Below are 26,967 nucleotides of genomic sequence, written 5' to 3' on the forward strand. Positions count from 1 at the left end.
GTTCGCCGCCGTCCGCCTCGGCGGGTTCGCACAGTTTCGGCGCGGCCTTGCCCGCCGGCGGCGCGTGCGAAACGTGCCCGGCGGTGAACCAGGCGGATAAGTTGCGCCGCTGCCGTTACAGTTGGTCTCGATGAGCCCACCAGCCCCGCCTGCGCTGACCGTGCGGTACGACGGAGCCGAGCGCACCTTCGCGCCAGGCAACGATGTCGTGATCGGGCGTGACCTCCGCGCCGACGTCCGGGTCGCGCACCCACTGATCTCCCGCACCCACCTCATCGTGCGATTTGACCAGGGCCGATGGGTCGCCATCGACAACGGCAGCCTCAACGGGCTTTATGTGCACAACCGCCGCGTCCCGGGCGTCGACATCCAGGACGGCCTGCGGGTCAACGTCGGCAATCCGGACGGTCCGGCGCTGACCTTCGAGGTCGGCCGCCATCAGGGTTCGGCCGGGCGGCCGCCCCTGACCACGTCGATACCGATCGTCACCAACCCCAGCGAACCGCTGGCGCGGGCTTCGCAGAGCCAGCCGCTCGACGCGCAGGGCACCGGCCATCCCCAGCAGCCGGCGTCCGCCTCGTTCCGCCACCCCGTCCATCCGCCCACGGCCGCGCAGCCGAGCCAGCCGGTCAGCGGACCCACCCCGAGTCACCCCTCGGCGCCGCAACCGCGCTACCCGACCGGCGGCCTGCCGAGCGCCCCGCCGAGTGGTTCCCAGCCCGCGCCGCAGATCTACCGGTCGCCGTCGATGCACTCCGCGCCGCCGACCACCGCGCAGCCGGCGGCGCCCCCGACGGGCCGCATCGGCGGCGACTCGTCGATCCTCGCGACGTCGATGATGAAAATCCTGCGGCCGGGCCGGGCCGGGCCGGACGTCCCCGGCGCGATCAAGATCGGGCGCGCCAACGACAACGACATCGTCATCCCCGAGGTCCTGGCCTCGCGCCACCACGCCACCCTGATCCCGACGCCCTCGGGCACCGAGATCCAGGACAACCGCAGCATCAACGGCACCTTCGTCAACGGCGTCCGGGTCGACTCGGCCGTGCTGCGGGACGGCGACGTCGTCACGATCGGCAACATCGACCTGGTCTTCCACGGCGGCAACCTGGCCCGCCGCGACCAGGCCGCGACCGCAACCCGCGGCGGCGGCCTCGACGTGCGCGGCGTGACCTGGACGATCGAGAACAACAAGACGCTGCTCGACAACATCTCGCTGACCGCGCTGCCCGGCACGCTGACCGCGATCATCGGGCCGTCCGGTGCCGGCAAGTCCACCTTCGCCCGCTTGGTCGCCGGGTACACGCACCCGACCACGGGGGCCGTGTCGTTCGAGGGTCACAACATCCACGCCGAATACGCCTCGTTGCGCAGCAGGATCGGGATGGTGCCCCAGGACGACGTGGTGCACGGCCAGCTGACCGTGCAGCAGGCGCTGATGTACGCCGCCGAATTGCGGCTGCCCCCGGACACCACGAAGGACGACCGCGCCCAGGTGGTGGCCCGGGTGCTCGAAGAGCTCGAGATGACCCAGCACCTGCACACCCGGGTGGACAAGCTCTCCGGCGGCCAGCGCAAGCGGGCGTCGGTGGCGCTGGAGTTGCTCACCGGGCCGTCGCTGCTGATCCTCGACGAGCCGACCTCCGGCCTGGACCCGGCGCTGGACCGGCAGGTGATGACCATGCTGCGGCAGCTGGCCGACGCCGGTCGCGTGGTGCTGGTGGTCACCCATTCCCTGACCTACCTGGACGTCTGCGACCAGGTGTTGCTGCTCGCCCCCGGCGGCAAGACGGCGTTCTGCGGGCCGCCCAGCCAGATCGGCGCCGCGATGGGAACCACCAACTGGGCCGACATCTTCAGCACCGTCGCCAACGACCCGGACGGGTCCCGCGCGCGCTACCTGGCCCGGACGGGCCCGCCGCCCGCCCCGCCGCCCGCGGAGAAACCCGCCGAACTCGGCGACCCCGCGCACACCAGCCTGGTTCGGCAGTTCTCCACGATCGCGCGCCGCCAGATGCGGCTGATCGTCTCCGACCGCGGCTATTTCGTCTTCCTCGCGCTGCTGCCGTTCATCATGGGGTCGTTGTCCATGTCGGTGCCCGGCGATGTCGGGTTCGGCATCCCTAACCCGATGGGCGCCGCGCCCAACGAACCCGGCCAGATCCTGGTGCTGCTCAACGTCGGCGCGGTGTTCATGGGGACCGCCCTGACCATCCGCGACCTCATCGGTGAGCGCGCCATCTTCCTGCGCGAGCAGGCGGTCGGGCTGTCCACGTCGGCGTACCTGCTGGCCAAGGTCTGCGTGTACACCGTCTTCGCGGTCGTCCAGTCGGCGATCGTCAGCGTCATCGCGGTCCTCGGCAAGGGCGCCCCGACCCAGGGGGCGGTGGCGCTGGGCAAGCCCGGCCTGGAGCTGTTCGCCGACGTCGCGCTGACGTGCGTCGCGTCCGCGATGCTGGGGCTGGCCCTGTCGGCGGTCGCCAAGTCCAACGAGCAGATCATGCCGCTGCTGGTGGTGGCGGTCATGTCGCAGCTGGTGTTCTCCGGCGGGATGATTCCGGTCACCGCGCGCGTCGGGCTCGACCAGATGTCGTGGGCCACCCCGGCGCGGTGGGGATTCGCGGCGTCGGCGTCGACCGCCGACCTGACCAAGCTGGTGCCCGGCCCGCTGACCCCGAAGGATTCGCACTGGCGGCACACCCCGGCGACGTGGTGGTTCGACGTCGGCATGCTGTTCGTGATCAGCGCCGTGTACCTGGGGTTCGTGCGCTGGAAGATCCGGCTGCGGGGCGGCTGAGCGCCCGCGGGCCGGTCAGGCGCCCTTGCGGACCATCTGGTCGGCCGCGGCGCGCATGCGGTCGGACAGTTGCAGCAGACCGTGCTCGCCCACGCCCAGCGGCAGCGTGTACGCGAGTTGCCGCAATTCGACGGCGTAGTTTCTCAGGTCTTCGCGAAGGCGCATCTCAACAGTGGGCATGACTTCTCCCTCGGGTGAGGAACTGGGCGGCGAGCCTGGTCCGCGTCGACCAGCCGATCTGAAAATCCTCCCAGCCCGTTGGCGTATCCGCGAGAGCGCGGCCGTGTTTTAACGGGAGTTTGACAGCGCGTTTACAGCCGGGGCGCGCGACCCCTCGGTGCCCGACGGGCGTAACGCCACCGCGAAATCCCGGGCGCATTCTCGCCGTGGCGTTACGCTGGCGCTGCCCCGTGTAAGGCCGGCAGAAAGGCATAGGCGCCGGAATGGATTTCGAACTCGACGCCGGGCAGCGGGCCTGGCTCAGCGAGATTCGCGAATTTCTGCGCGAGAACGTCACCCCGGAACTGCGGGCCGAGCTCGCCGAGCACGACCTGGAATATCCCCAGGGCGAGGTGGCCCGGTTCCGCCGCAAGATCGGCGAGAGGGGCTGGTTCGGGCTGAACTGGCCGCGCGAGTACGGCGGTCTGGGGCTCGGCGCGATGCACCTGCACCTGCTGATGAGCGAATTCGAATACTGGGGCGTGCCCGGCCCGGATCTGACGGTGACGTCGGTGGCGCCGATGATCATGCGGCACGGCACCGAGCGCAACAAGACCGAATGGCTGCCCCTGATCGCCAGGGGCGAAATGATCTGCGCCGTCGGCTATTCCGAGCCCGAGGCGGGGACCGACCTGGCCAGCCTGCGGACCAGCGCCACCCGTGACGGCGACGAATGGGTGATCAACGGAACCAAGATCTGGAACAGCGGCGCTCAGCGCGCGACGCACGAATGGCTGTGCGTCCGCACCGATCCCGGCGGCGCCCGGCATCGGGGCATCTCGGTCATCATCGTGCCGATCGACAGCCCGGGCGTGGAAATTCGGCCGCTGTATGCGTGGTCGGGGTATCGCACCAACGAGGTGGGATTCCGTGACGTTCGGGTGCCGGCCGGCAACCTTGTCGGCGAGGTCGATCGAGGCTGGACCTACATCACCGGTGCGCTCGATCTCGAACGCGGTGCGCTGACCAACGCCGGCGACCTGCGCCGCGCCGTCGAGGAGTTGCGCGGGCTGGCGCGCCGGCCACGACGCGACGGGACCGTGCCGGCCGACGATCCGTCGCTTCGCCGCCGCCTGGTGCAGGCGGAGGCCGACGTCGCGGTCGCCACGCTGATGGGCTACGAGGCGGCGTCGATCCTGGACAGCGGTGTCATCCCCACCGTCGAGGTCAGCGTCGAGAAGGTGTTCACCAGCGAGCTGCGCCAGCGCATCGCCGGCCTGGCGCTCGACCTCCTCGGTCCGGACGGCCTGCTGGCGCATCGCAGCGAACAGGCCCCGCTGGCCGGCACATTCGAGCGGCTCTACCGGGCCGCCCCGCTGATGCGCTTCGGCGGCGGCACCAACGAGGTGCTGCGCGACATCATCGCCCAGCGCGGGCACGCGATGCCCTCCTATGGACGCTGACCCCGGCCCCCGCACGGCACCGATGAAGATCATCCCCACCGCCGAACAGCGCGAGTTCGCCGCGGCGCTGCGCGCGCTGCTGGCCGCCGAGAATCCGACCACCCTGGTGCGCGCGCTCGCCGAACCCGGCGCCGACCGCGGCACGCCGGCGTTGTGGAAGGCGCTGGCCGACGCGGGCGTCTTCGGCCTCGCCATCGCCGAGGAGTACGGCGGGGCCGGCGGCCGCCTCGACGACCTCGCCGTCTTCTACACCGAGGCCGGCCGCGCGCTGTGCCCGACGACGGTGCACAGCAGCGTTCTCGCCGCGCTGGCCGTCGATCAGCTCGGCTCCCCGGAGCTCAAGGGCCGCTGGCTGCCGGCGCTGGCGTCGGGGAGCGTGCGGGCCAGCACCGCACTGCACAACGCCCGCGACGCCGCCGTCGTCACCCCGGTGCTGCGCGCCGATCCCGACGCGGGGCGGTGGCGGCTGCACGGAACCGCGGACTACGTCCTCGATGCGGACGTCGCCGATCTCCTGGTGGTCTCCGCCGCAGCGGCCGGGCGCACTCTCGTCTTCCTCGTCGACGTCCGCGCCGGTGGCGTCGGGCTCGAACCGCTCGAGATGGCCGGTGGCATCCGGGCTTTCATCGTGCGCTTCGACAACGCGACGGCCGACGCGGCGCTCGACGGGATCACCGCAGCGGCCCTGCGCCGGGTGGCCAACACGGCCGTGGCGCTGGGATCACTGGACCTGGTGGGCGTCGGACAGGCGGTGCTGGACCGCACCGTCGACTACACCAAGCTGCGTCATCAATTCGGCCGGCCCATCGCGTCGTTTCAGGCCGCCCAGCATCTGGTGGCCAACATGCACATCGCACTGGCGGCGGCGCGATTGGCCGCGCACGCGGCGGTGTTCTGGCTGGGGCGGGGGCGCGTCGCCAGCAAGCAGACGGCCATCGCGCGCATGCACGCGGCGACCGCGGCCCGGCTGATCACGCTCGATGCGCACCAATTGCACGGCGGCATGGGCTATGTCACCGAGACCGACCTGCATCTGTGGAGCGAGCGGGCGCGGCTGGGTTCGACATTCGGCGGCGGGGCCGACGTCGCCGCGGCCTGGCTTGAGCAGAGCATGGACGACGAAGGGGAGCGCCTTTGAGCGAGGACAGTTTGATCGATGCGGAATCGGCGGCGCGGGTGGGCACCGTCGCCGCGTCGGCGAGCGGCGAGGTGAACCGGCGCGACTGGCAGCGGTGGGCGGCGGCGGTCGGTGACCACAACCCGCTGTACTTCGACCCGGATTACGCCAGGGCCAACGGATATCGCGACATCGTCTGCCCCCCGCTGTTCCTGCAGTACGCCGTCCTCGGCGTATCCCCGCTGGGATCGCTGCGTCCCGACGGCTCGTCCGGCGCGGTCTCCGGCGGCCTGGCGTTCCCGCGCGCGCCCAAGCGGATGGCCGGCGGCGAGAGCTTCACCTTTCACCTGCCCGCCTACCACCGCGACGAGGTCGAAATGGTCCGCACCATCTCCTCGATAGCCGAAAAGCAAGGCCGCTCGGGCAGATTCGTTCTCGTCACCTGGGACACGGTGTACCACAACCAGGATCGTGACTTGCTCGCCGAAGCGTCGACGTCGATGATCGCCCGCCCCTAGAAAGGCCTTGTGCGCCATGACCGATCACCAGCCGTTCTTCGACGACATCGCGGTGGGCGAGCATATTCCCGTGCTGACCGTCACCGTCGACGAAACGCAGATGTTCTTCTTCAGCGCCGCCACCTACAACGGCCACCGCATCCACTACGACAAGGAGTGGGCCCGCGACGCCGAAGGCTACGACAACGTCCTGGTGCACGGCCCGCTGCAGGCGGCGCTGCTGGCCCGCGCGCTCGGCGACTGGATCGGCGGGCGCGGCCGACTGGTGTCCTTTTCGGTGCAGAACCGGGCGATCGCCTATCCGGGCGAGTCGCTGAGCTTCGGTGGCGAGATCACTGGTAAACGCCTGAGCGACAACGGGACCGGATTGGTCGATCTCGTGATCGCCGGGCGCCGCGGTGACACGATCCTGATGCCGGGCATGGCCACGGTCGAGTTGCCGATGCGGGGAGCCCAGCCATGACCGGGCTGCGCGGCGAGGCCGCCATCGTCGGCATCGCGGAGTTGCCCGCCGAACGCCGCCCCACCCGGGCGCCGCTGTTCACCCTCGACCAGTACGCGATGCTGGCCAAGCTGGTGATCGAGGACGCCGGGGTGGATCCCGGCCGTGTCAACGGCCTGCTGACCCACGGCATCGCCGAATCGGCGATGTTCGCACCGGCGACACTGTGCGAATATTTGGGCTTGGCACTGGATTTCGGCGAGCGGGTCGATCTGGGCGGCGCAACCTCGGCCGGGATGATCTGGCGCGCCGCCGCGGCCGTCGAACTCGGCATCTGCGACGCGGTGCTGGCGGTGGTGCCCGGGTCGTCCGCGGTGCCGCTGTCGCAGCGGCGACCGGCACCCGACCCGAATTGGTATGGGGCGTCGTCGAACAACTATGGCTCGCCGCAGGCCGAGTTCGAGATCCCCTACGGCAACGTGGGCCAGAACGCGCCCTACGCGCAGATCGCTCAGCGCTACGCGGCCGAATTCGGCTACGACCCTGCCGCGGTCGCCAAGATCGCCGTCGACCAGCGGACCAACGCGTGTGCGCACCCCGGCGCGGTCTTCCACGGCACCCCCATAACGGTCGACGACGTGCTGGACAGCGCGATGATCGCCGACCCGATCCACATGCTGGAAACCGTGATGCGGGTGCACGGGGGAGTGGGGGTGCTGATCGCCAACGCCGACATCGCCCGCCGCGGCCGCCACCGCCCGGTGTGGATCAAGGGCTTCGGCGAACACATCGCCTTCAAGACCCCGACCTATGCCGAGGACCTGCTGTCCACCCCGATCGCCCGCGCCGCCGACCGGGCCTTCGCGATGGCGGGGCTCGACCGATCGGATGTCGACATCGCGTCGATCTACGACTGCTACACCATCACGGTGCTGATGAGTCTCGAGGACGCCGGATTCTGCGCGAAAGGCCAAGGCATGTCGTGGGTCAACGAGCACGACCTGACCTACCGCGGCGACTTCCCCCTCAACACCGCCGGTGGCCAGCTGTCCTTCGGTCAGGCCGGCATGGCCGGCGGCATGCACCACGTGGTGGACGGCGCGCGCCAGATCATGGGCCGCGCGGGTGACGCGCAGGTGACCGACTGCCACACGGCGTTCGTCACCGGCAACGGCGGCATCATGAGCGAACAGGTCGCACTGCTCCTGCGGGGGGACTAACCATGACCCGCCCCATCCCGGAGCCCACGCCGGTCTCGCAGCCCTTCTGGGACGGCCTGGCCCGGCACCGCATCCTGGTCCAGTACTCGCCGTCAGCACAACGCTACGTGTTCTATCCGCGCACCCTGACCCCCGGAACCCTGGCCGACGACCTGCAGTGGCGCGAAATTGACGGTGCCGCAACGCTATACACCTTCACGGTCGCCCGCCGGCCCACCGGGCCGCCGTGGGCCGACGCGCTGCCGCAGCTGCCCGCGGTGGTGCAGTGGGATGCCGGACCGAAATTCAGCACCGAGTTGGTCACGTCGACCCGGGTGACATCCGCATCGGCATGCGGGTGCGGCCGGTGTTCTACGATCTGCCCCAAGAGGGCATCACCCTTCTGAAATATCGGCCCGCATGAGCCCGGGCGGTAGGTCGGAGGTGCACATGGACGACCCGGTCGACAGCGACGTCATCGTCATCGGCGCCGGGTTCGCCGGGCTCTACGCCGTGCACCGGGTCGCCTCATCGGGCCTGTCGGTCACCGGCATCGAGGCCGCCCCCGACGTCGGCGGTACCTGGTACTGGAACCGCTACCCCGGCGCGCGCTGCGACGTCGAAAGCGTGGACTACTCCTACTCATTCGACGAAGAACTGCAGCGGAGCTGGTGGTGGACCGAACGCTTCGCCGCCCAGCCGGAAATCCTGGCCTACCTACGCCACGTCGCCGACCGTTTCGAGCTGCGCCGCCACTACCGATTCGGCGTCGACGTCACCGGCGCCAGCTTCGAGGAAGGCCGCTGGCACGTCGACACCGCGACCGGACAGCGCTTTGTCGCACAGTTCCTGTTGTGTGCGACCGGCTGCCTGTCGGCGCTGAATCGTCCCGACATCCCCGGGGCCGAGGACTTTTCGGGGCAGGTGTATTTCACGGCGGCGTGGCCGCGCGAAGATCCCGAGCTGCGCGGCAAGCGGGTGGGCCTGATCGGCACGGGATCGTCCGGGATCCAGGTGGCCCCGATCATCGCGGCCGCCGCCGAAAACCTGGTCGTATTCCAGCGATCCGCGAACTACACCATCCCGATGCCCAACCGGCCGTGGTCGGCCGAGGAACAGCGACAGATCCAGGAGCAGTACCCCGAACGCCGCCGGCTCTCCGCCTATGCGCCGGCGGGCACACCGCACGGCACCTACCACAAGAACGCCGTCGACACCGAACCGCAGGAACGGACCGAAGCGCTGTGGAAACGCTGGCGCGAAGGCGGAGTGCTGTTCGCCAAGACCTTCCCCGACCAGACCAGCGACCTGTCCGCCAACGACATCGCCAGGACGTTCGCCGAGCAGCGGATCCGCGAGATCGTCAACGATCCCGCCGTCGCAGCCGATCTCATTCCGGTCGATCACCCGATCGGAACCAAACGCATCTGCACCGACGACGGCTACTACGCCACCTTCAACCGCGACAACGTTCGGCTGGTGAACCTGCGCCGCGAGCCCATCGAGACGATCACCGCCGACGGGGTGCGAACAAGCGCGACGACATACCCCTGCGACGTGCTGGTCTTCGCGACCGGCTTCGACGCCATGACCGGCGCGCTGACCCGGATCGACCCGAAAGGTCCCGGGGGACAGCGGCTGCGTGACCTCTGGGCCGGCGGCCCGGTGACCTTCCTCGGCCTGATGGTGCCCGGCCTGCCGAACCTGTTCACCATCAGCGGGCCGGGCAGCCCGTCGGTGCTGTCCAATATGGTGCTGCACGCCGAGGTTCAGGTCGACTGGGTGGTCGACCTGGTGCGGACCGCGCGACGCCTCGGCGTGGACGAGGTCGAGCCCCGCCACGACGCGGCGATCGCCTGGACCGAACACGTGGCCCAAGCGGCCGAGCGGACCCTGTTCCCCAGCGCGGCATCCTCGTGGTACCTGGGCACCAACATCGAGGGCAAGAAGCGAGTCTTCATGCCCTACATCGGCGGTTTCGGCACCTATCGGCGGCGCTGCGACGAGGTGGCCCAGAACGACTACGCGGGGCTGGTGTTGACCACCCGATGACGTCGACGAGGAGGTGAACCCGTGCCGGAGACGGTCCAACAGCTGCTGCGGCAACGTCGCCATGACGACGCCCGGGCGCTGGTGCACGGCGAGCGGACCTGGACCTGGCGCGAGCACCTCGCCGAAGCCGAGGCGGAGGCCGCCGCGCTGATCGCGCTGGCCGACCCCGCACGCCCGTTGCATGTCGGCGCCGTACTGGGCAACTCCCCGGCCATGCTGCGCGCCATGGCCGCGGCGGCGCTGGGCGGCTACGTGCTGTGCGGGATCAACACCACGCGGCGCGGATCGGGATTGCTGGCCGACATCCGCCGATCCGACTGCCAGATATTGCTCGCCGACCCGGAGCACCTGGAACTGCTGAAAGACTTGGACCTCAACGGTATTCAGCTAATCGATGTGACCGGCGGCCACTACGCCGACGCCGTCGCGGCTGCGCCACCGCTGGCGCCGCATCGCGAGGTGGCAGCCGAAGACACCCTGATGATGATCTTCACCTCGGGCACCAGCGGTGACCCCAAGGTGGTGCGGTTCGCCCACGGCATGGCGATCATGTGCGGTGCCAGCCTGATCTTTCAGTACGACGTCACCGCCGACGACGTCTGCTACCTGTCGATGCCGCTCTTTCACTCGAACGGCGTCGCCGCGGGGTGGGCGGTCGCCATCGGCAGCGGGGCCACCATGGTGCCGGCGCGGTTTTCGCCGTCCCGCTTCCTCGACGATGTGCGTCGCTATCGCGTGACCTATGTGAACTACGTCGGCAAGCCGCTGGCGCTGATCCTGTCCACGCCCGAGCGTCCCGACGACGCCGACAACACCTTGCGGGTGGCCTTCGGCAACGAGGCGACCGATCGCGACATCGCCGAATTCGCAAGGCGTTTCGGGTGCCGGGTCGTCGACAGCTTCGGGTCGAGTGAATTCGCGGTGATCGTGGTGCGCGAAGACGGCACCCCGCCCGGCTCCATCGGCAAGCCGTACCCGGGGGTGAGCATCTACAACCCGACGACGCTGCGGGAATGCGAACCCGCGAAGTTCGACGCCCACGGGGCGCTGACCAACTTCGACGACGCCGTCGGCGAGCTCGTCAACACCCAGGGGGCGGGCCCCTTCGCCGGCTACTACAACGATCCGGGTGCCACCGCGGAGCGCATGCGGCACGGGATGTACTGGTCGGGAGATCTGGCCTATCGCGACGACGACGGCTGGATTTACCTGGCCGGCCGCACCGCCGATTGGATGCGGGTGGACGGGGAGAACCTGGCGGCCGGCCCGATCGAGCGGATTCTGGCGCGGCTGCCCGAGATCAGCCAGGTCGCCGTCTATGCGGTTCCCGACGACCGGGTCGGCGACCAGGTGATGGCCGCCCTGGTGCTGCGCCCCGGGGCCCGCCTGAGCCCGGACGTTTTCGCGAAATTCCTTGCCGCGCAGCCGGATCTGTCGCCGAAGGCATGGCCCCGCTACGTGCGGATCAACGACCGACTGCCGGCGACCGCGACCAACAAGATTCTCAAGCGGGCGCTCATCGCCGCGGGTGTGACCGCGCAGGAGGGGTTGTTGTGGGCGCGCCCGGCACGTGGCAGCAGTTATGTCCCGGTGAGCGAAAACGCCGCCGGCCGTGCGGCATCCGGCGTCGCAGGATCGTGAAGCGGCCTCAGCCCGCTTCCTCGACGGGGTCGGGCTGGGGTGCCTCCCCGAACCGCGCCAGCACCAGCGTCGCGCACACGGCGACGGCGAAGCCCGCGACCACCAGCCAGCCCAGCCCCTCGCGCGCGGTGTCGCCCAGCCACACCACCCCGACGAATGCCGGTGCGAGCGTCTCGCCGACCACCATGCCGGCGACGGCCGTGGTCACCGATCCGCGGTGCAGCGCCGAGGTGAGCAACAGAAAACCCGCGGCCCCGCCGGCGGCCGCCGCGTACAGCGCGGGGTTGGTGTAGAACGCCCGCTTGGTGGGATCGATCGCCTCGATCAGCCGCACACCCACCTCGACGACGCCGAAGCCGCTGCCGGCGGCCAGCCCCAGCGCGAGCGCACGCGCGCGGTCGGGCAAGCGCCCCGCGGCGGCGCCGCCGAGGAAGATCGCCGCCACCACCCCCAGCAACGCCCAGCCGAGCCCGGCCGGGGCGTGCCGAAAGTGGCCGGGGCCGGCGGCCAGGGCGAGAACGACCAGGCTGGCGCAGACCACGCCCACGGCCGTCCATTCCCCCGACGACAGCCGCGCAGACAGCACCCACGCGGCCACCACGCCGGTGACCGCGATCGAGGCGGCCAGCGCGGCCGCGACGACGTAGATGGGGACCAGGCGCAGCGCGGCGACTTGAAGCGCGAACCCGGCGACGTCGAGACCGACCCCGGCCAGATAGCGCCACTGCCGCACGGCGCGCAACAGCAGGACGGCGTCGACGCCCGAGCCGCTGCCGGCTTCCACGGAGCGGGTCCCTGCCGCCTGCAGCACGGTCGCCGTCCCGTAACACAGCGAACAGCCCAGCGCGAGGAGGAAGCCGATCAGCACACCCATCGACATTAGGCGCCGCGGCGGCCGTACGCCGCGGCGCCTGGCTCCTGTCAAACTGCTGAGCAAACGTTTGGCCGACGGACGGCCGGGGCACCTCAGAGGTATCTAACGCCATAGCCCTAACCATCGGTACGCAGCAGCCAGTGAACGGCTATGCCTGCGCTGTGCGCGCGTTCGACATATGTCTAAGCTTGCGCGCCAACAGAATTCATTTCGATGTTTGGAGTCGGTGTACAACTGTGTACTCTAGAACACATGGCTGAACGCGGTGCCCAGCCCAACGTCCCACGCGGACGGCGGTTATTCCTGCGGGCGGTGCGACGGTTGTTCAGCCCGCTGCAGCCCGACGACTACCTCGAGATGATCAACCCGCTGTGGACCACCAAGGAGCTGCGCGGGAAGGTCGAACGCATCGAGCAGCAGGGCTCGGAGGCGGCCAGCGTCCTGATTCGCCCCGGCTACGAATGGCCCGGCCACAAGCCCGGTCAATATGTGCGCCTCGGGGTGGTCATCGACGGCGTCTACCACTGGCGCGCGTACTCGCTGACCTCGGATCCCAGGCCCGAAGACGGCCTGATCAGCGTCACGCCGAAGCGCGTCGACGGCGGCGCCGTGTCGCCCTACCTCGTGCACAAGATTCAACCGGGCGACCTCGTGCGGTTGGGCGAAATCGAGGGCGTCTTCACGCTGCCCGAACCGCTGCCGGCCAAGATGCTGTTCATCAGCGCGGGCAGCGGCATCACGCCGATCATCAGCATGCTGCGCGACCTCGACCATCGCGACGAATTGCGCGACGCGCTGGTGATCCATTCCGCGCGAACCCGCGAGCAGGCCATGTTCCTGCCCGCCTTGGAAGAGCTCGAGCAGCGCCACGAGGGGCTGCGGCTGGATCTTCGCCTCACCTCCGAACAGGGCCGGTTCACGCCCGGCGACCTGGACGAAGTGTGCCCGGACTGGCGTGAGCGCGAGGCCTTCTGCTCGGGTCCCGGGGAAATGCTCGACGCGCTGATCGAACACTGGAAAGAACACGGCGACTGCGACCGCCTGCACTTCGAGCGGTTCCAACCGAAGATCGGCGGCGACGCCAACGCCGGCGAGGGCGGCACCGTCTGCTTCTCCGACAGTGAGAAGGAAGTCGAATGTGACGGCGGCACATCGATTCTCGAGGCCGGCGAGAAGGCCGGTCTCAACCTCGCCTATGGCTGTCGCATCGGAATCTGCCACACCTGCGTCGGGACGCTGAAGTCGGGCAAGCTGCGTGACCTGCGCTCGGGTGACGTCATCGAACCGACCGGACAAGACGTCCGAATCTGCATCAACACCGCTGAGGGCGACGTCGAACTCGAACTCTGATCGAAAGGAGCGGCTTGTGACCACTGCCGTAAAGAATGCCGCTGACAACCCACTCGCTCGCTTGAGCGAGCAAGAGCTGGAAAAGCTTGCCAAGGAATTCGACGCGATTCACGACGACGTGTTCGCCGACCTCGGCGAGCGCGACCGGCGCTACATCAAGAACGTCATCTCGGCGCAACGGCAGATCGTGGTGGCCGGCCGGGTGCTGCTGCTGGCCTCGCGCTCGAAGACCGCGTGGCTGCTGGGCACCGCGTGCCTCTCGATGGCCAAGATCCTGGAGAACATGGAGATCGGCCACAACGTCATGCACGGCCAGTGGGACTGGATGAACGATCCCGATATCCACTCCTCGGTGTGGGACTGGGACACGGCGTCGACCGCCGAGTCATGGAAGCACTCGCACAATTACATCCACCACACGTTCACCAACATCCTGGGCAAGGACAAAGATCTCGGCTACGAGATCATGCGGATCGACCCCAACCAGAAATGGGCGCCGCGGTATCTGGGCCAGCCGATCTACAACCTGTTGCTCACGCTGCTGTTCGAGTGGGGCGTCGCCGTCCACGACATGGACATCGACGCCATCCGCAAGCGGGAGAAGCCCTGGTCCGAGGTGCGCAAGGACCTCAAAGGGATCGGGGTCAAGGCGCGCGCGCAGATCGTCAAGGACTATCTCGGGTGGCCGCTGATCAGCGCGGGCGCGTTCGGGCTCGCGCAATTGGCGACGGGTGGCCGGCTCGAACAGCCGGCGCAGTCCCGCGTCGCCAGGCGGCTGCGCAGGGTGTCCACGGGCCGCCGCACGGGCGCCGTGGCGAAGTTCCTCGACAAGGTCGCGCCGGGTGTCGAAAGCACCTACCTGCGCACGCTGGCCGCCGACGCGCTGGCCAACGTCATCCGCAACGTGTGGGCCCACGCCATCATCTTCTGCGGCCACTTTCCCGACCAGACGTACACGTTCACGCCGGAAGAAGTCGAGGACGAGAGCCGCGGCGGTTGGTATGTGCGCCAATTGCTCGGCGCCGCGAACATCGACGGCAGCCCGCTGTTCCACATCATCAGCGGCAATCTCGGTTATCAGGTCGAGCACCACCTCTACCCGGACATGCCGAGCAGTCGATACTCCGAGATCGCGCCGCAGGTCAAGGAGATCTGCGAGCGCTACGAGCTGCCTTACAACTCCGGCCGTTTCTCGAAGCAGTGGGCGATGGTGCACCGCAGCATCTTTCGGCTGGCCTTCCCGGGCGGGAAGCCCCGGCCGAAGCCGGGTCCCTACCACGGCAACGTGCATCGGCCCGATCCCGAGCGGCCGAGCGAGGGCAATCGCTCCCGTGACCGGGTGCCCGCCGAGCATCCCTCCGCCGGCCCCGAACACGACTCCGGTGGCGTCGAGGTGCAGCCGCCGCCGCGGGGCAAGGACTGATCCGCGGCCGACCTCATCGGGATTGTTGATCGATGGCATCGGCGATCCCAATGGCCGGAGAGGACTCCACGCGCCGATCGCCGGTTTGAATGGGGTGATGGAACTCGAATCCCAGATCGCTCTGGTCACCGGCGGCACCGCCGGCATCGGCCTCGAATCGGCCCGCCTGCTGGCGGGCGAGGGCGCCGAGGTGGTGATCTCGGGACGAGACGCCGACCGGGGTGCCCGCGCCGTGGCCGAAATCGACGGCAAGGTCAGGTTCGTTCGCGCCGACCTCGGTGACATGGATTCGATCGCGGAGCTGGTGAGCGAAGCCGGACCGGTCGACGTGCTCGTCAACAACGCCGGCGCCTTCCCCGTCGCACCCACTGTCGAGCAAGGTCTCGCCCCGTTCGAGGCCATGTTCGACACCAACGTGCGGGGTGCCTACTTCCTGGTCGCGCAACTCGCCCCCGGCATGATCGCCCGTCAGCGCGGCAGCATCGTCAACGTCACGTCCCTGGCGGCTCGAAAAGGGATGCCGGGGGCATCGGTGTACGGCGCGACGAAGGCGGCGCTGGCGTCGCTGACGCGCACATGGGCCGCCGAATTCGGCCCGCACGGTGTCCGGGTGAACAGCGTTTCGCCGGGGCCCACGCGCACCGCGGGTGTCCTCGCCGAGTGGGGGGAGTCCATCGAGGACATCGCCACCACCCTCCCGCTGCGCCGCACCGCGCGCCCGGCGGAGATCGCCCAGGCGGTGCTGTTCCTGGCGTCGCCGCGGGCAGGCTACGTCACCGGATCGACGCTGTACGTCGACGGCGGCGGGGCCGCCGCCTGAACGCGCACCGAATCTGAACCATTTTCCCGGACTCGTCGTGGATCATCATCGATGATGCGCCCCGTCCGCTCACCCGCTCCCGAAGGCACCGAGGCGCCGGGGTCTCCCGGCGGCTACGGATTCCCCGCGTGGCTGTGGCGCTGGCTCGGCGAGCACCCGCCCCCGGGCGCCCGGCGGGCACAGCGGTGGCGCAGCCCGCTGCGCGGGCCGTGGCTGACATCGGTCTTCGGGTCGGTGCTGCTGGTGACGCTGCCGATCGTCATCCTCACCGGCTTGCTGTCGTACATCGCCTATGGGCCCCGGTTCGGGCAGGCCATCCCCGGTGACGTCGGGTGGCTGAAGCTGCCGACGTTCGACTGGCCCACCCGCCCGTCATGGTTGTACCGGCTCACCCAAGGCCTGCACGTCGGGCTCGGCCTGGTCCTGATCCCGGTCGTGCTGGCCAAACTGTGGTCGGTGATACCCCGGCTGTTCGTGTGGCCGCCCGCGAGGTCCATAGCCCAACTGCTGGAACGGGTTTCGCTGCTGATGCTGGTCGGGGGCGTGCTGTTTGAAATCGTCACCGGCGTGCTGGACATCCAGTACGACTACATCTTCGGGTTCAGCTTCTACACCGCGCATTACTTCGGGGCGTGGGTGTTCATCACCGGATTCGCCGTGCATGTCGCGATCAAGTTCCCGAAGATGTGGTCCGGCCTGCGCTCGATCGCACCGAGCGACGTCGCGCGGACCGGGCGTGCCGGCACCAGAGCCCAGGAGTGGGAGCCGGACGGGCTGGTCGCCTCGGAACCGCGCCCGGCGACCATGAGCCGCCGCGGCGCGCTGGCGCTGGTGGGCGGCGGCGCGCTGTTCATGGCGGTCATCACGGCGGGCCAGACGCTGGGTGGCTATGCGCGGCCGGCTGCGCTGCTGCTGCCGCGGGGGCGCACCCGCGGGGCCGGACCCAACGATTTCGAGGTCAACCGGACCGCGGTGGCGGCCGGGATCTCCGCGGAAAGCACCGGCGACCGATGGCGCCTGACCCTGACCGGTGGTTCCCGCCCGGTGACAGTGGACCGCGCCGCGCTGCTGGCCATGCCGCAGCACACCTCGGTGCTGCCGATCGCCTGCGTGGAGGGATGGTCGACCACCCAACGCTGGACCGGCGTGCGGCTGGCGGATCTGGCCCGGCTGGCCGGCGTGCCCGAACCGGAATCGGCGCACGTGTCGTCGTTGGAGCGCTCGGGCGCGTTCGGCCGCGCGACCCTGCAGGCGAGCCAGGTGCGCCACCCCGACGCGCTGCTGGCGTTGCTGGTCAACGGCACCGACTTGTCACCGGATCACGGCTTCCCGGCGCGCATCATCGTGCCGGCGCTGCCCGGCGTGCACAACACCAAATGGGTGCAGTCGATCGCCTTTCGGGCGGCGGCAAATGCGTAGCGCGCGAGCGGTTTTCGTCAAGCTCTACGGGTCGGGCCCGTTGCACCTGCTGACCCTGCTCGCCGGGTTCGCGCTAGTGGGCTACGTGGTGGCCACCATCGATCCGGTCACGCTGTGGAACTCGCGCGTGTGGTGGCAGTCGATCGTCGTGTGGTTCGCCGCGGCCATCGTCGTCCACGACCTGGTGCTGTTCCCGGTCTATGCGCTCCTCGACGCGCTGCTGTCGCGGGCCGCCGTCCGGCCGGAACCGCCCCGCGTGCCGGTGGTCAACTACATCCGGGTGCCCGCGCTGGGAGCGGGTCTGACGCTGGTGGTGTTCCTTCCCGGAATCATCAAGCAGGGCGCCGCCACCTATTCGGCCGCCACGGGCCAGACCCAGGACCCCTACCTTGGCCGCTGGTTGCTGTTGACCGCGGCGATGTTCGGGGTCAGCGCCGCGATTTACGCGGTCCGCGTCGTCAGGCGATGAACCGCCGCGGCGATTTCCGCGGGATGGTCCTCTTGAAGAAAGTGCTTGGCCGGCAACAGGATCGGGTCTGCGACACCGGCGGCGCGCTGGGCCTGGACGCCGTAGCGCCGCCAGGGCAGCATCGCGTCGCGGACGCCCCAGACGATCTGCACGGGGTAGCGCGCCGGCCGCACGGCGTCGAGGTAGCGCTGCTGCTTGGCGGCGGTAAGTTCGAACCCGCGCATGATTTTCAGGAACGCTCGCCCGCCGTCGTCACCGAACAGCAGGGGCGGCCAGCAGGCGAGTTCGGCGGACGGGACGCGCCGGCTCACCCCGACGAGGCGCATGATCGCCGCGAAGGCACCGGGCAGGTGCATCGAGGCCAACCAGGCTTCGCCGATACCGCGATGCGCAAACGGTTCCATGGGCCAGGGCCGGTGAAACGACTCCACTTCGACGATGGTGTTCAGCAGCGTCAACGACAACACCCGCTCGGGCACCGCGTGCGCCACCTCGAATCCCACGGGGCCGCCGATGTCGTGCACCACGAGATGGAACCGGTCCAGCCGCAACGCGTCGATCGCGCCGAGCAGCCAACGGCCCAGCCCGGTCCAGGAGTAGTCGGCGTCATCGGGCCGCTCGGCGAACCCGAGCCCCGGCAGATCGACCGCGACGCCGCGCAGCCCGCGAGCGCCCAGCTCCGGCACCACCTTGCGATAGAGGTAGGCCGAGGCGGGGACGCCATGCACGCACACGACCGGCGGCGCGTCGGGCGGGCCCGCCTCGATCACGAACGACGAGAGCCCGCCGGCGCTGAAGGTGCGCCCCGAGGACCGATACTCCTCGAGCAACCGGGTGACGTGCGCGGCGGTCATGTGGCCGGCTCCCTGTCAGGCATCCCTCAATACAACCCGATGCCCGGGCGCCGGCGCCGCGGTCGCCCATTTCGGTCCGCGATAGCCGCCATCGGGTGGCGCAATGGAACAGTTGCCGGCGAACGGCGTGTTGGAGTACTGCATGGAGATCTGGGATCTGCGGGCTTTCGTCGCGGTGGTCGAGGACGGGGGCCTCTCCGCGGCGGCGCGCCGCCTGCACATCAGCCAGCCATCGCTGTCCCAGACGATCCAGGCCCTGGAGAAGGAACTCGACGTCAAGCTGTTGACCCGCAGTAGCTCGGGCGTCGCGCCCACGCCGGCGGGGATGACCCTGCTGAGCGAGGCGCGGGCGGTGATCGCGCGCTACGACCACGCGATCACCGCCATGGCCAAGCATTCGGCGCAGGAGGGCCGGTCACTGCGGGTGGGCGTACCCCTCGAGCTGCCGGCACAGCCGCTCTCGGGAGCGCTCGCGTCGCTGGCGACGGCGTTCCCGCTGACGGTGGTGGAGGTTCGTCATCTGTCGACCGCTGCGCAGACCGACGCGTTGTCGGCCGGGGAGTTGGACGTGGGATTGGTGCGCGAACGCCCGATCGCCAAGCATCTGGACGTCTCGATCGTCACCGAGGAACCGCTCGGCGTGCTGCTTGCGGCCGAGCAAGCCGACGCGATGGAGGCGGCCGAGGGGCAGATTCGCCTGGACCGGTTGTCGGGCCTGCAGTGGCTCGGGTTTCCCCGCGCGGGCAGCCCGGCCTGGTACGACGAGCTGACGGCAGTGCTACGCAGCCATGGCATTGATCCGGGGCCCGCGGCGTCCTACGACCAGGACCTGTTGCCGGAGGTGAAGCTGGCCGCGGTGAGCGCCGGGGGAAAATTCGCGCTGGCCCCCGCCGGGCGGCTGGAACCGCTGCCGGACTCGGTGCGCTGGCTGGCCCTCGCCGGCCGCCCGCTGGTGCGTCGGACCTGGGTGGCCTGGCCGGCCGCGTCGCGACGGCGCGATCTCGCGTACCTCGTCGCGGCTCTGGAAGACGCCCTCGCTGGGACTGTGCCCGCCGGTGATGACGGGTAGGCAACGCAGACCTCCTGCGTCGCTACCGATCCCACTCACGGCGAGGCAACGCCGCGGCCGGCGCCTGGAAGGATCCTTGGAGTGTGCTCGCAGTTCTCCCCGCCGACCTGCGCCCACCGCGACCAGCCACTATCGTTGTGCCTCATGGGGACCCCGAACGCCGCGACGCGAGCCGCGCTGTGCGGCTGCGTGACCGCGTTCGTCGTGGCGATGGGCCTCTCGTTTGGCGGCGCACAAGCCACCGCCACGCCGTCCGTCGTGACGCCCGCGCCCCCGGCTCCGGGCGGCGCGGTGCCGGTGCAACCCGTCGGGGGAGGCGGCTGCATCATCGGCCTCAATTGCGGGTGCATCCGCAACATCACCTGCCCCGCACCGCACCCGCGCCGCCCGAGCGCCGACAACAACCAGCACTCCGCGCCCGCACCGCCGAATCCCTAGCGCCGAAACCGCGGACGGCTTTCCTATCATTTGGTGATGGGCGCCGCGGGGCTGGGAAGCATGGGCTCGCCGGCGTTCACCGACGAGGACCCGGCCCGGTTTCGCGCCGCCGGCTGGTGGTCTTTGTCGACGCTGTCGGATGCGGTGCGCCGCAACGCCGAACGGACGCCGGACCGCATCGCTTACCTCGACCATGGCGGGTCCTCCCTCACCTGGCATGAGTTCGACAGTGCGGCAAACGGTTTGGCTGAGTCATTGGCCGGGGCCGGCGTCGCCCGCGACGACCGGGTGGCGGTATGGCACGGCGACTCCACCGCCATTCACGTGCTGTTCGTCGCGATCGAACGCTGCGGTGCGGTGGTGGTCGGCATCGGTGCGCGGGCCGGCACCCGGGAGGCGACGGCGATCCTGCGCACCGCCCAGCCGACAATCCTGGTCAGCGATGGGCCGCGAGCAGCGGCGGCCGGGGAAGTGGCGAACGCACTGCGGCTGCCCCAGGTGGTGTTGGGTCACGACGGCGGGACGCTTCGCCTCGACGTCGACGCCGAACCCAGGCCGCTGGACCCCGACGCCCAACTCGGTCCCGACGACGTCTTCCTGATCAATTCCACCTCGGGCACCACCGGGCTGCCCAAGTGCGTCGTGCACACCCAGAACCGTTGGCACTACTTCCACCAGAAAGCCGTCGCCAATGGTCGGCTGACCTCCGACGAGGTATTCCTGCCGGTCATACCCACGCCGTTCGGCTTCGGGCTGTGGACCAGCCACACCACCCCGATCCACCTCGGCGCCACCGCGGTGCTGCTGGACCGGTTCACCACCAACGCCACCTGCGAAGCGATAGCCCGGCACAGGGTCACCGTATTGTGTTGCGTCAGCACGCAACTGACGATGCTCATGGCGGATCCGGCCAGCCGCGGTTACGACCTGAGCTCGCTGCGTGTGGTGTACACCGGCGGCGAGGCGTTGCCGTACCGGCCCGCCGCCGAGTTCGAGGAACTCTCGGGCGCCACCATTCTGCAGTTCTACGGCTCGAACGAGACCGGGATGCTCAGCGCGACAACGCTCAGCGATTCGCGCGAGCGCCGGTTGCGCACCGCGGGCCGGCTCATCCCCGAAATGTCGGTCCGGCTGTTCGACGGGGACCGCGACGTCACCGCCACGGGGCGAGGCCAGCCCGCCTGCCGGGGGCCGGCGACCAGCCTGGGCTACCTCGGCGGCACCGACCACGACAAGCTGTTCACCCGCGACGGGTGGATGCGCATGGGTGACCTCTGCGAGATCGACGCCGACGGCTACCTGCGGGTCACCGGGCGTACCTCCGATTTCATCGTCCGCGGCGGCAAGAACATCAGCGCCAGCCAGGTCGAAGACGCCGTCATGACCCATCCCGCCATCGCGATGGCGGCGGCCGTCGCGATGCCCGACCCGGTGTTCGGTGAAAAGGTCTGCCTCTACGCCGAACTCGCCGACTCCGCCCGCATCGACCTGCCCGGGCTCGTCGAACACCTGCTGGCGCTGGGGATTTCCAAGGAACTGCTGCCCGAACGGCTGATCGTTCTCGACGAACTGCCCCGGTCATCGGGCGGAAAGATAGCCAAAGGCCGGCTGCGCGAGGATATTGGAGCCAGAATGGAGGCCGGTGATGAACGCTCCTAACGCACGGCGCGGCGGGTTGGAAGTCTGGGCGCCCTCGGTGGTGCCGCCCATCGGCGTCGACCTGTCCAGCGAACAGGCGCTGGCCGTGGCCTTCCGTCACCTGGCCGGCATCGGATTCGCCGAGAACATGGCAGGGCACATCACCTGGCAGCCCGACGGTCACACGGAGATGTTCGTCAACCCCTGGGGATTGTGGTGGCAGGAGATCACCGCATCCGACATCTGTGTGGTCGACCGCGACGCCCATGTGGTCCGCGGGCGCTGGGACGTGACCCCGGCCATCCACATCCACACCGAGCTGCACCGGGTCCGCGACGACGCCCGCGTGGTGATCCACAACCATCCCTACTACGCGTGCGTGCTCGCCGCGCTGGGCAGGCTGCCAGAGCTGGTGCACCAGACGGGTTCGCTGTTCCTCGACGACCTGTGCCTGGTCGACACCTACGACGGCGAAATCGATAGTCCCGCACGGGCCGCGGAACTCGCGGCCCGCATCGGCGGCGCCAACCTGACCATCCTGGCCAACCACGGCGTCATCGCGACCGGCCGCAATCTGCCCGAGGCCGTCTACCGCGCGGCATCGGTCGAACGGGTCTGCAAGCTGGCCTACGACGTCCTGCTCACCGGCAAGGATCCGGTGGCGATGAACTGGTCGGACATGGCCGGCATGCAACGCTCGCTGATCGAACGGGCGGCCGACGTGTACTGGGCGGGGGCGGCGCGCATGACGATCAAGGCCGACCCGGACGTGCTGACGTGAACGTCGGGCATGCACCCACGACGCCGCACCGCAAGGGGATTGACGAGTGAAATCGATCGACGACCTGGCCGCCGACCTGAACTTCACCACGGCGAAGACCGGCGCGCAGCGGTCGGTCACCTTCCTGCCCGACCCGCCGCGGGCGCCCCGGCGCTACACGGTGATCTCGGTGGACGACCACATCGTCGAACCCCCGGACACCTTCACCGGCCGGCTGCCCCGCAAGTTCGCCGACCGGGCGCCGAAAGTCGTCGAGACCGACAGCGGGGGACAGACGTGGGTCTACGACGGCAAGGAACTGCCCAACGTCGGCTTCAACGCGGTGGTCGGGCGGCCGGTGGCGGAGTACGGTTTCGAGCCGGTCCGGTTCGACGAGATGCGCAGGGGCGCATGGGATATCCATGCCCGCATCAAGGACATGGACCTCAACGGCATCTACGCCTCGCTGAACTTCCCGTCGTTTCTGCCGGGCTTCGCCGGGCAGCGGCTGCAGCAGGTGACCGGCGACCGCGACCTGGCGCTGGCCTCGGTGCGGGCCTGGAACGACTGGCATTTCGACGTCTGGGCGGGGTCGTATCCCGACCGGATCATTCCCTGCCAACTGCCGTGGCTGCTCGATCCCGAGCTCGGCGCGACGATGATCCGCGAAAACGCCGAGCGCGGCTTTCATGCCGTGACGTTCAGCGAGAACCCGGCGATGCTGGGGCTGCCCAGCATCCACACCGACCATTGGGATCCGCTGATGGCGGCCTGCGCCGAGACCGGCACCGTGGTCAATCTGCACATCGGGTCGTCGGGGTCGTCGCCGTCCACCACCGCGGACGCGCCGCCGGACGTGCAGGGCGTGCTGTTCTTCGCCTACGCCATCTCCGCGGCGGTCGACTGGTTGTACTCCGGATTGCCCAGCCGGTTCCCCGACCTCAAGATCTGCCTGTCCGAAGGCGGGATCGGTTGGGTGGCGGGGTTGCTCGACCGCCTCGACCACATGCTCAGTTATCACGCCATGTACGGCACCTGGCAGGCGCTCGGCGAGACCCTGACCCCCGCGGAGGTGCTGACCCGCAACTTCTGGTTCTGCGCGGTCGAGGACAAGTCCTCCTTCGTGCAGCGTGACCGGATCGGCGTCGACAACATCATGCTCGAGGCCGACTACCCGCATTGCGACTCCACGTGGCCGCACACCCAGCGGACCATCCACGAACAGATCGGCGATCTGCCATCCGAGGTCATCCGAAAATTCAGCTGGGAGAACGCCTCTCGGCTCTACCAGCACCCGGTGCCGGCCGCGGTGCAACAGGATCCCGAAGCGTTCTGACCGGCTCGCGCGTTCAGCCTGAGCACAACGCGCAAAACCCGAAAATCGCCCGTTGCGTGGCTATTGCGCACAAGCGAGTCATCGCCCGTATCGGTCGGTAACTTCGATCGCAACAAGGTGTCGGGACCCCCCTCGGCATCGCCACCGGTCAGGAGTTCGCCGTGTTCCTTGAGCCAGAACAGATTACGGGATCGAACGCGTACCGCTCGACCAATGTGACCCCACCGCAGCGGTTGGAGGCCAAACGCGACGGCTACGTCCAACGCACGGTCACGACGACTGACGGTGTGCGCCTTGCGATTCGCGACTACGGCTCCGCCGGGCCGCGCGAGCACACCGTCGTGCTACTGCACGGCCTGTGCCTGACCCAGTCAAGTTGGGCCGCGCAGATCAAGCATCTGCTGCGCCGGTGGGGCACCAGCGTGCGGATCATCACCTATGACCACCGCGGTCACGGCGAATCCACCGGCGCCGACATGAGCACCTACCGCATCGACCGGCTGGCCGATGACCTCGCCGAGGTCCTCACCGCGCTGCGCGTCACCGGACCCCTCACCGTGGCGGGTCACTCCATGGGCGGCATGACCGCGCTGGCCTACCTCGCCCGCCCCGCCGCCGATCGCCCGGTCGAGCCGCAGGGACTGGTCCTGGTCGCCACAGCCGCGGGCCGGCTGGCCGAGCGCGGCCTGGGCCGGCTGCTCAACACCCGCGCCACCGAGCTGCTGTTCGAACTCGTCCATCACATTCCCCGCCGCGCTATGGACCGCGCGGTCGACGGGTGGGTCCGTCCCCTGTGCGGCGGCCTCACGAAGTATTCGGGTCCGGATTGGCGGGGTGCGGTCGCGCTGACGGCGTCGGCCATCCGCACCACGCCCCTGACCACGGCGGCCGGCTTCCTGCCCAGCCTGAAGCGCTACGACGAGTACCACGCGCTGGCGACCATCGCGGCCAACACCGTCGTCGTCAGTGGCGGGGCCGACCGGACCACCCCGGCCTCGCACGCACGCGACATGGCGGCGGCGATCCCGGGTGCGACGCACGTGCACCAGGCCACCGCCGGACACATGCTGCTCGAGGAGCGGCCGCGCTGCGTCAGCGACGCGATCGACAGCGTGCTGGGCATGCGGACCGTGGCCGCCCAGGGCGCGGCCAGTTGACCCGCGCGTCCGGTCGCCATGCCCCCGCGATAAGCTACGTTTAGTATGTACTGAACGTAGTGGGGAGTCGCGATGGCGCCGGACGAGGCCGAGTTCGTCGACCGCCTCGGGCTGTTCTTCGAGCTCCTCGGCGCCACCCGGACCATGGGCCGGGTCTATGGGTGGCTGTTGATCTGCGATCCGCCGCAACAGTCGCTGACGCAACTCGCCGAGGCGTTGTCGGTGAGCAAGGCCTCGATCAGCACCGTCGCCCGGCAACTGCTGGACGGCGGCATGGTGGAGCGGTTGCCCAGCCCGAGCCGTCAGCACCTCTACCGCGTCAGGCCGGGCGGATTCACCAGCGTGCTGGAAACGCAGCTGTCGCTGATGCGGCTGGGCATCGAACCCGCCGAGTACGCACTGTCGATGCTGGGCGAGGACCGCGCCGAACAGCGGCAGCGCGTCGAGGACTTCCGCGATTTCTGCGAATTCTGCACCCAGGCCTACGGCGAACAGCTCATGCGCATGTGGGCCGAATATCAAGCGACGAGGAAAAAATCATGACCGTGACGGGCAAAGTCGACTTCAGTTCCGTGTCTTGGGGTTCGGTGGAGTGGACGAATCTGGTGACGCTGTATTTGCGTGCCCACGAAAGTCGTTCGGAGCGAACGATTCTGGGAGACCGGGCGGCCGCGGAAGCGGTGGAGCGCATCGACTACGACTTCAAGCGAATCCATCGGATGTCGTGGCCGGCGGCCAATCAGTACCTCGTCGCGTTGCGGGCCAAACAGCTCGACGACTGGTGTGCCGATTTCCTCGCCCGCCATCCCGATGCGGTTGTCCTGCACCTGGGTTGCGGCCTGGACGGGCGCGCGTTCCGGCTCGGTATGCCGCCGTCGGTGGCCTGGTTCGACGTCGATCAGCCAAGCGTGATCGGGCTGCGCAGCCGGCTCTACAACGACACCGACAACTACCGGATGATCGGCTCGTCCGTGACCGAACTGCAGTGGCTCGATCAAGTCCCGACCGGACGCGCGACGCTCATCGTTGCCGAAGGCCTGCTGATGTACCTGCCCGAAGACGACGTTCGCCGGCTACTGCAGCGCCTCATCGACCGATTCGCCGGCGGCGAAATGCATTTCGACACCCTGTCGGCCCTGGCGCCCCTGATGTCGAGGATCTTCACCCGAGGCATCATCAAGTGGGGCATCCGCGACGCGCGCGAGATCGCGACCTGGGATCCGCGGCTGCGGTTCCTCGAGCAGAAACCCGTGCTGGCCGACTACAACCGGATCCCGTCGGCCGCGGTGCGGTTGATCTACCGGTTGACCTGGATGACGGCCGGTCGCCACTACGACGTACTCAGCCGTTTCAAATACTGACTAGTCACAGGTCGGAAGCCAGCCGGCGCAGGATGTCGGCGGCGGGCTCCGCGGTGGCGTGCCGGTATCCGGTGCCCGCCCACAGGTGAACGTAGTCCGGCCTGCCCGCGGCCGCGGCCGCCTTGCGCAGCGGGCTGGTCAGGTAATGGATGGCGGGGTAGCCCGGCGGCGCCTCGGCTTCGTGGGCGTCGATGAACGCGTTGCGCAAGCCCCGGGCGGGCCGGCCGGTGAAGGCCCGGGTCAGCACCGTCTCGGTGTATGCGGGATCGACCAGGGCCGCCTGATGCGTGGCCGAGGCGCCGCTTTCGGTGGCGCGCAAGAGCACGGTGCCCACCGCGGCCGCGGTCGCGCCGGCGCGGATCACCGCGGCCACCGCGGCGGGGGTGGCCAGCCCGCCGGTGGCCAACACGGGCAGGGGCACCCGCGCGATGACCTGCCGAACGAGGTCGACGATCGGCACCGGCGTCAGCGGCCGCTGCGGCGAGAGGGTCCCGGAATGATATGTAGCCACATCCATTGAGCGTCAGCGCTTGTCCACGGCGGGATTGATCAAAGCCACTGACGTCTTACTCGTCCGGTGTCAGTGGTTCGTTGTAGTGTCCGCGGGCATG

24 protein-coding genes and 2 pseudogenes are annotated in these 26,967 nt (G+C 69.2%); 22 read left to right on the forward strand and 4 right to left on the reverse strand.

Features of this window, described 5'->3' with window-relative positions:
• The first annotated feature begins 130 nt into the window (after window positions 1–130).
• Window positions 131–2,797: an ATP-binding cassette domain-containing protein gene (locus tag DQP57_RS12645; RefSeq protein ID WP_112633304.1), complete on the forward strand. Its 2,667-nt coding sequence runs from the start codon at window positions 131–133 to the stop codon at window positions 2,795–2,797.
• A 15-nt stretch (window positions 2,798–2,812) separates the two neighbouring features.
• Here the strand turns inward: DQP57_RS12645 and DQP57_RS26860 are convergent, their stop codons facing one another.
• Window positions 2,813–2,977 (reverse strand): hypothetical protein, encoded by a 165-nt coding sequence (locus tag DQP57_RS26860; protein WP_165821806.1) that lies wholly within the window; start codon window positions 2,975–2,977, stop codon window positions 2,813–2,815.
• 263 nt (window positions 2,978–3,240) lie between these two features.
• On the opposite strand from DQP57_RS26860, the gene DQP57_RS12650 reads away from it, so the two are divergent.
• From DQP57_RS12650 to fadD1, 8 genes and pseudogenes are all read left to right on the forward strand, one after another.
• Window positions 3,241–4,419, forward strand: coding sequence for an acyl-CoA dehydrogenase family protein (locus DQP57_RS12650; RefSeq protein WP_112633305.1), 1,179 nt, complete (start codon window positions 3,241–3,243; stop codon window positions 4,417–4,419).
• A 22-nt stretch (window positions 4,420–4,441) separates the two neighbouring features.
• Window positions 4,442–5,557, forward strand: coding sequence for an acyl-CoA dehydrogenase family protein (locus tag DQP57_RS12655; protein ID WP_112633332.1), 1,116 nt, complete (start codon window positions 4,442–4,444; stop codon window positions 5,555–5,557).
• Window positions 5,554–6,054: a MaoC family dehydratase gene (locus DQP57_RS12660; protein WP_112633306.1), complete on the forward strand. Its 501-nt coding sequence runs from the start codon at window positions 5,554–5,556 to the stop codon at window positions 6,052–6,054. The genes DQP57_RS12655 and DQP57_RS12660 overlap by 4 nt, the downstream gene beginning before the upstream one ends.
• 16 nt (window positions 6,055–6,070) lie before the next feature.
• Window positions 6,071–6,517 carry a MaoC/PaaZ C-terminal domain-containing protein gene (locus tag DQP57_RS12665; protein WP_112633307.1) on the forward strand — a complete coding sequence of 149 codons (447 nt, stop codon included), beginning with the start codon at window positions 6,071–6,073 and terminating at the stop codon, window positions 6,515–6,517.
• Window positions 6,514–7,716, forward strand: coding sequence for a thiolase family protein (locus DQP57_RS12670; RefSeq protein ID WP_112633308.1), 1,203 nt, complete (start codon window positions 6,514–6,516; stop codon window positions 7,714–7,716). Before DQP57_RS12665 ends, DQP57_RS12670 begins: the two co-directional genes overlap by 4 nt.
• A gap of 2 nt (window positions 7,717–7,718) precedes the next feature.
• Window positions 7,719–8,119, forward strand: a pseudogene (locus DQP57_RS12675) (Zn-ribbon domain-containing OB-fold protein).
• Between the two features lie 26 nt (window positions 8,120–8,145).
• Complete coding sequence (locus DQP57_RS12680; protein WP_112633309.1) at window positions 8,146–9,747, forward strand: flavin-containing monooxygenase; 1,602 nt, start codon at window positions 8,146–8,148, stop codon at window positions 9,745–9,747.
• A gap of 21 nt (window positions 9,748–9,768) precedes the next feature.
• On the forward strand, window positions 9,769–11,388 hold the full coding sequence (gene fadD1 / locus DQP57_RS12685; RefSeq protein WP_112633310.1) for a fatty-acid--CoA ligase FadD1: 1,620 nt from the start codon (window positions 9,769–9,771) through the stop codon (window positions 11,386–11,388).
• Between the two features lie 7 nt (window positions 11,389–11,395).
• On the opposite strand, the gene DQP57_RS12690 is transcribed toward fadD1, so the two are convergent.
• A complete protein-coding gene (locus DQP57_RS12690) occupies window positions 11,396–12,268 on the reverse strand; it encodes a DMT family transporter (RefSeq protein WP_112633311.1) in 873 nt (290 codons plus the stop codon).
• A 246-nt stretch (window positions 12,269–12,514) separates the two neighbouring features.
• On the opposite strand from DQP57_RS12690, the gene DQP57_RS12695 reads away from it, so the two are divergent.
• The 5 genes from DQP57_RS12695 to DQP57_RS12715 all read left to right on the forward strand — a co-directional run bounded on the left by DQP57_RS12695 (window position 12,515) and on the right by DQP57_RS12715 (window position 17,743).
• Entirely contained in the window at window positions 12,515–13,612 is a 1,098-nt protein-coding gene (locus DQP57_RS12695; protein WP_112633312.1) for a ferredoxin reductase, read from the forward strand.
• A gap of 16 nt (window positions 13,613–13,628) precedes the next feature.
• On the forward strand, window positions 13,629–15,035 hold the full coding sequence (locus tag DQP57_RS12700; protein WP_112633313.1) for a fatty acid desaturase family protein: 1,407 nt from the start codon (window positions 13,629–13,631) through the stop codon (window positions 15,033–15,035).
• Window positions 15,036–15,132: 97 nt separating this feature from the next.
• Window positions 15,133–15,855: an SDR family NAD(P)-dependent oxidoreductase gene (locus tag DQP57_RS12705; protein ID WP_112633314.1), complete on the forward strand. Its 723-nt coding sequence runs from the start codon at window positions 15,133–15,135 to the stop codon at window positions 15,853–15,855.
• A gap of 54 nt (window positions 15,856–15,909) precedes the next feature.
• Window positions 15,910–17,274, forward strand: a complete 1,365-nt coding sequence (locus DQP57_RS12710) for a molybdopterin-dependent oxidoreductase (RefSeq protein ID WP_240631753.1) — start codon at window positions 15,910–15,912, stop codon at window positions 17,272–17,274.
• Complete coding sequence (locus tag DQP57_RS12715) at window positions 17,267–17,743, forward strand: hypothetical protein (protein WP_112633315.1); 477 nt, start codon at window positions 17,267–17,269, stop codon at window positions 17,741–17,743. Before DQP57_RS12710 ends, DQP57_RS12715 begins: the two co-directional genes overlap by 8 nt.
• Here the strand turns inward: DQP57_RS12715 and DQP57_RS12720 are convergent.
• Window positions 17,716–18,597 carry an alpha/beta fold hydrolase gene (locus DQP57_RS12720; protein WP_112633316.1) on the reverse strand — a complete coding sequence of 294 codons (882 nt, stop codon included), beginning with the start codon at window positions 18,595–18,597 and terminating at the stop codon, window positions 17,716–17,718. The genes DQP57_RS12715 and DQP57_RS12720 overlap by 28 nt on opposite strands.
• Window positions 18,598–18,700: 103 nt before the next feature.
• Between DQP57_RS12720 and DQP57_RS12725 the strand changes: the two genes are divergently transcribed.
• From DQP57_RS12725 to DQP57_RS12760, 8 genes are all read left to right on the forward strand, one after another.
• Window positions 18,701–19,666: a LysR family transcriptional regulator gene (locus DQP57_RS12725; protein WP_112633317.1), complete on the forward strand. Its 966-nt coding sequence runs from the start codon at window positions 18,701–18,703 to the stop codon at window positions 19,664–19,666.
• A 144-nt stretch (window positions 19,667–19,810) separates the two neighbouring features.
• Window positions 19,811–20,104, forward strand: a complete 294-nt coding sequence (locus tag DQP57_RS12730) for a hypothetical protein (protein ID WP_112633318.1) — start codon at window positions 19,811–19,813, stop codon at window positions 20,102–20,104.
• Between the two features lie 36 nt (window positions 20,105–20,140).
• Window positions 20,141–21,763: a class I adenylate-forming enzyme family protein gene (locus DQP57_RS12735; RefSeq protein WP_112633319.1), complete on the forward strand. Its 1,623-nt coding sequence runs from the start codon at window positions 20,141–20,143 to the stop codon at window positions 21,761–21,763.
• Complete coding sequence (locus DQP57_RS12740) at window positions 21,750–22,523, forward strand: class II aldolase/adducin family protein (RefSeq protein ID WP_112633320.1); 774 nt, start codon at window positions 21,750–21,752, stop codon at window positions 22,521–22,523. The genes DQP57_RS12735 and DQP57_RS12740 overlap by 14 nt, the downstream gene beginning before the upstream one ends.
• 46 nt (window positions 22,524–22,569) lie before the next feature.
• Window positions 22,570–23,838: an amidohydrolase family protein gene (locus DQP57_RS12745; protein WP_112633321.1), complete on the forward strand. Its 1,269-nt coding sequence runs from the start codon at window positions 22,570–22,572 to the stop codon at window positions 23,836–23,838.
• 161 nt (window positions 23,839–23,999) lie between these two features.
• Window positions 24,000–24,995: an alpha/beta fold hydrolase gene (locus DQP57_RS12750; protein ID WP_112633322.1), complete on the forward strand. Its 996-nt coding sequence runs from the start codon at window positions 24,000–24,002 to the stop codon at window positions 24,993–24,995.
• A 72-nt stretch (window positions 24,996–25,067) separates the two neighbouring features.
• Window positions 25,068–25,538, forward strand: a complete 471-nt coding sequence (locus DQP57_RS12755) for a GbsR/MarR family transcriptional regulator (RefSeq protein ID WP_112633323.1) — start codon at window positions 25,068–25,070, stop codon at window positions 25,536–25,538.
• Window positions 25,535–26,356, forward strand: a complete 822-nt coding sequence (locus DQP57_RS12760) for a class I SAM-dependent methyltransferase (protein ID WP_112633324.1) — start codon at window positions 25,535–25,537, stop codon at window positions 26,354–26,356. Before DQP57_RS12755 ends, DQP57_RS12760 begins: the two co-directional genes overlap by 4 nt.
• A gap of 4 nt (window positions 26,357–26,360) precedes the next feature.
• On the opposite strand, the pseudogene DQP57_RS12765 reads toward DQP57_RS12760, so the two are convergent.
• A pseudogene (locus DQP57_RS12765) lies at window positions 26,361–26,855 on the reverse strand (NAD(P)H-dependent flavin oxidoreductase); the annotation flags it as partial.
• Window positions 26,856–26,967 lie beyond the last annotated feature (112 nt).

Source organism: Mycobacterium colombiense, from assembly GCF_003284935.1.
In the GTDB taxonomy this organism is placed as follows: Bacteria; Actinomycetota; Actinomycetes; order Mycobacteriales; family Mycobacteriaceae; genus Mycobacterium; species Mycobacterium arosiense_A.